The sequence below is a fragment of the Aeromonas sp. ASNIH8 genome (assembly GCF_002919855.1).
Lineage (GTDB): Bacteria > Pseudomonadota > Gammaproteobacteria > Enterobacterales > Aeromonadaceae > Aeromonas > Aeromonas caviae.
The window spans coordinates 1-4,985 of sequence record NZ_PQLN01000167.1 but is presented as its reverse complement, the minus strand read 5'-3'; the positions used below and the strand labels follow the sequence as shown (position 1 = coordinate 4,985).

Sequence of the window (4,985 nt, the reverse complement as noted above, 5' to 3'; positions counted from 1 at the left end):
TAAATGGCGAAGAAACGGTCTAAATAGGCTGATTCAAGGCATTTACGGGAGAAAAGATCGGCTCAAACTGAAAAAATGAAATGACTGAGTCAGCCGAGAAGAATTTCCCCGCTTATTCGCACCTTCCCTACGAATGTGGTGCTTTAGGTTGATTAGGTGGTTTAAAAAATGATTAACCAATTATTTTTAATTGCCGTTATTCAACGGCAAGCGATCCACAGTCACACCGCTGGCATCTTCTGGTTAACATGCAACACCTGAAGTGACAAGGCTCATCGACGATGTGTGCTCCATGTCACCTGTAGAAGCGGTACGAGTACAGTGATCTACTATTCGGAATAGCTATTTAGCCAGTTTAGTAGCAAAATTATTTTCCATGCATGAGTATGACCTTCTTACAGATTCCTAATGCACCTTCCAGATCCAACCTAAGTGAGGAGAATGATTTACGCAAAATTCTATCAGGAAGAGCCCAATCCCACTTTTCTCGATTTAAGTTTCGGACTCCGTCCAGTAGGTCTGTCGATAGTACATGTGAGTCATTAATGCTGACGATAACATTCAGCATTTTTTCTTTGCTGCAATTAAGTAAGATGTAAATGCCTTCATTAACAGCATCAATATCATTTTTTTGCATCAACAGAACAAACGCATCATGTGCAATATCACTGGACCACGGGAACAGCTGTACGGAATTATTGCCCACTTCAATCAATGTAGTCGAGTCAAGATCAAAGCGTTTAAAGTTTTCTCTTGCTTCGGACAGTAGCTCTTTTGCTCTGGTATCAAGAAATGGAACATCAAAGCCACCAGCAAGCACATTGCGCATTTCAATCCTGACTATTTCGTGAACAGTGGCCAAGCAGTTATCGAAGACAGGAGGAGTCCCTCCTTTTGAGGGGGCCACCAGTATAAATTTCTTTTCTTCATTCACTTCGAGAACTTGCCAGCGGCGACCGGCAAAAATGATCTTCTGGCCTGTAATCAGAGGCCTGCTTATCGGGATCAACCCAACTTGAGTAGAGGCGCAGATCAGCCGGTATTCCTCATCACTGACAAATGATGCGTAGAATTCGTGATTGTTAACGAGTTTTTCGCCTACTTCACCGTGCAGCAGCAAACCTGATGAGTCCTGTTGTATCAATTTCAAGCTGCCCATCTGCTTGAGAAGCCCAATAAAGTCATCAGGTGTGAATCCTTCAAAAGGCGCACCAGGGGAGAGTAGACTATGCCAAAGGTCTCTGGCCATGATGCCGCCGCGCTCACTGATAACAGAAAGGATCTGTTGAACTAGAGTTGAGGCGTGCAAGCCACCAGCAAGGGGAGGCTCAAACCAACCACCGATCAGTAGCCTGACCATGGCGATAGTTTGGATCAGGTCCTCACGTAGTGAATCTGAGATACTTGTATTGGGGGAGAGTTCGCGCTCGATGATGTAGCCGCGAAGGATTGCGGATTCTCCCTTACGGCGTCCGGACCTACCAAGACGTTGCCGCAATGAAGACACCGCAGGTGGTCGACCGATTTGGCAAATGCTTTTAACGGAGCCAATGTCGATCCCGAGCTCCAACGTACTGGTGCAAATAGCTGTCGCTGGCACATCACCCGACTTCAAGGCCTCTTCGGTTTCTTCACGATATGTTTTCGACAAACTGCCGTGGTGCGCCCAGAACTGGTTTGGGACCTTATCTTGTTCGCAAAGGCGACGTAAACGGTCTGTGTACTTTTCAACGTTTGATCTGGAGTTGGGAAATACCAGGTTGTTTGACCCGCGGAGTGCACGATACAAGTCGTTACTGATGGCTACATAGGGAGAAGTCGGGTCGTCTTCATCTCGTTCTTCGTCTGGTTCCGTTTTACCTTCGATATAGCCTTTGATGAGGACCTTTAGCTCCTGGCCACCATCCTTTGACTCGATGAGCTGGACGCTATCAGGTAGGGAAGGGCGCAAGAATTTTGCCGCGAGCGACATATCCCCGAGAGTAGCAGAGAGCCCAACGCGGGGGACCTGACGACCGATGGCCAGCTCAACACGATGCATCAGGGATTGGATCTGTTTTCCTCGCTCAAAGCCGATGAAGGCATGCAGCTCATCAATCACGATGTACTTGATGTTGGCCATCATCCCAGGGATGGATGACCCCCGATTCACAAAGAGGGCCTCCAGGGATTCAGGGGTGATCAACAACACCCCGTTGGGACTCTTCAAGAACTTCTGCTTCTTGCTGTAGGCGATATCACCATGCCAGCCAGTAACAGGGATCTCCAACGAGTCACAGAGCTCGTTGAGCCGTCCCCATTGATCATTGATCAGCGCTTTGAGAGGACTGATGTATAGAACCGTAGAGGGCTCGGGGCTGTTCAGTAGCACCGTGAATATCGGCAAGAAGGCAGCTTCAGTTTTACCCGCAGCGGTGGCAGCCGCGATGATCACGTCTGTATCTGCCCCCAATAATGCCGGTATCGCCCGCTCTTGCGCATCACGAAGAGAGGTCCACCCCTTTTGCCACACCCAGCGCCGGATCCGCTCATCCAGCCGTTCAAAATGTCGGGAGTCAGAGCTGGAACGAGGTGAATTCATCATCGGGCTCCACTGCCAATTCTAACTCCGCTCCCTGATCAGATTTGATGTCAGTAAAGCCAATGAGCTCTTTCCAGTTTGCATCAGGGTTCTGCTCCAGGACGGCCAGCAGGTTCACAAAGGCGGTGATCGTCGTTCTGGGGGTTCTGAAATAGCTTTCCCCCAACCGGCTCTCACAATGGGCCATAAATGCCGGTAACGCTTCGTCTGGCAATGTGTAACGGGTTTCATCACCACAGGCATAGACATGCCGCAACTTCTCAAGGAGAACGTAGAAATCCTCAGGGGTCAGGCTTGAGAGGCGCAGTACTGGCCCTGAGTAATCCACCAGCCCATCCTGAGCAAAGCTGTTCTCGGCCAAACGGGATTGCAGGGCTGAATAGCTGAAGAGGCCGCGTCTGGTGTCCATCAAAAACTCGGGAGTGCCGCCAAGGATGAACCCGAGCCCGACCGACGTCCCTTGCAAGGAATCATTGAGGATCCGCAGGATTTGTTCGTAGTTGGAGTTGCGAGCCTGGGTGTTGGCAAGCTTATAGAGGTTCACCATCTCATCAAGGCACACCAGCAAGCCTGAATAGCCTGCCAGCTGAACGAAACGGGCCATCAGCTTGAGCTGATCATACATGGTGGCATCATCAACGATGGTCCGGACACCCAGCGCCATGCGAGCATCGGTCTTGGTTGAGAATTCGCCCCGAAGCCATCTGATGGCGTCATGCCTCAGCTGGTCATTGCCATCTTCGAACCCTTTGCAGTAGGCGGCGATCACCTCGGCAAAGTCATAGCCATTAACCATCTCGGCGAGATCTTCCAGCTTCTTCCGGATGACCGCTTCAGGTTGTGAGCCATTCGCCTTGGCTTCATTTTTCGCCTGAGCGATGAACTTCTCCACTACACCAGTAAGTGCACCGCCATCAGGTTTCGTGCGGGTGGACATATTCTTGGCGAGTTCAGAATAGAGGGACCGCGCTTGGCCGCCGCTGGCATGCAGTCGGCGATCGGGATTGAGATCGGCGTGAACGGTAACAAGCTGCTTCTCAAGCGCGATTGCTCGCACAAGGTTGAGAAGGAAGGTTTTACCGGCACCATACTCCCCGATAACGATCCTGAATGATGAACCTGTATCGGCAACGCGATGGATGTCAGCCATGAAGGCGTCAATTTCGTTTTTGCGGCCAACCTGGATGAGATGCTGACCCACCTTGGGCACGACACCCGCTCTTAAGGATTGGATTACGGCGTCGCGCTCTTTTGGCCTGATTTTACTCATGAGGAATTTGCTCCAGAAGGTCGGTGTTCAATTCAAAGGGGTCATCACCATCGATCAGCATTTCATCAAAGTGATCGAGCATGACTTCGTTAATTTGTTCAAGTGCGCCATCGAGCATCAGGCCCATGGTGCTGGCAAGTTCAGACAAATCATCACGAGCCCATTCCGGACGGGTAAGCAGAGCCCTGAGGAATTGGCTTAGATCATCATCAAGGCCAAACAGAGAATGGGTATCCCCAAGGGTTGTCGGCTCGACCGTTTGACCTGGTGACACTTCGGTCTTGGCCTGTTGTGGCTGGTGGATATCATCATGTTCACCATCATTCTCTGTAAACACTGATGCGAGCATTGCAGTGACTTGTGAGGTCTCTTGTTTGAGCTGTGCCACCCGAGCCATATCCAAACTGGAGGCACTGCCAGTAGCCTTGGTCACGCTGCCAGATTTGCTCGTTGATACGATCCTGGCCTCATTTGAATGGAGGTCTGAGTAGACCTGTTTCACATCCAAAGAGATCAGCTTATACAGCTGTTCCAGTACCTTCACCTTGGCTGGGGTGATCGAGTTGTCAGCTTTCACAAAGGCGACGAGCAGCTTGCCGACTAAAGCCTTTTGTTCACCATCCAAGGCATCGATGGCTTTCTTTACGATCGACAGCGTAGGAGGAGCCTGAGTGCCCAGTAGCGCTTTTGCGATCAGTCGAACTGATTGAGAGTGGGTCAGGAAGGTCATTGAACCGATCTGCTCCTTGAGGAAAGCGATCGTGACTGCCGATTTATCTTCGTCAGTATTCAGGACAACACAGGCCAGATCTACAAATGCGGACACAGTATCCACACTGCTCTGATTTTTGTTCAGCGTTTCTTGCGGATTTATCGGATAGATAACAACCGGTTCGTCTCCCTTCGGGCGCTTATTGCTTCCCTCGGGGTGAGGCTTGATGCTCATATGGTGGTGAGCCAAGATGGTAGCCAAACCTTCATACTGCGCTTTATTGAGGCCTCCCGTGTTGCAGGGCGAGATCGTGAACATTTTGTTAAAAATTAAAAATAGTTTTTTGCCTACAAAACAAATACTTATAGGCCTGTGATATGCAGTTAACTTTATAGTCAGGATCGCCTTCACACTTTTTAATC

The 4,985-nt window shown here is 50.1% G+C and carries 3 protein-coding genes; all 3 read right to left on the bottom strand.

Going from position 1 to position 4,985, the window contains the following annotated elements; all coding sequences use genetic code 11:
* Positions 1 to 367: 367 nt before the first annotated feature.
* The gene (locus C3418_RS22730; RefSeq protein ID WP_258040167.1) at positions 368 to 2,584 is read right to left on the bottom strand and encodes a DEAD/DEAH box helicase; all 2,217 of its coding nucleotides are present in this window, start codon (positions 2,582 to 2,584) and stop codon (positions 368 to 370) included.
* Positions 2,556 to 3,851, bottom strand: a complete 1,296-nt coding sequence (locus C3418_RS22725) for an ATP-binding protein (protein ID WP_103859334.1) — start codon at positions 3,849 to 3,851, stop codon at positions 2,556 to 2,558. The genes C3418_RS22730 and C3418_RS22725 overlap by 29 nt, the downstream gene beginning before the upstream one ends.
* On the bottom strand, positions 3,844 to 4,985 hold a 1,142-nt coding region (locus C3418_RS22720; RefSeq protein ID WP_219812706.1), incomplete at its 5' end, for a tellurite resistance TerB C-terminal domain-containing protein. The genes C3418_RS22720 and C3418_RS22725, both read right to left, overlap by 8 nt.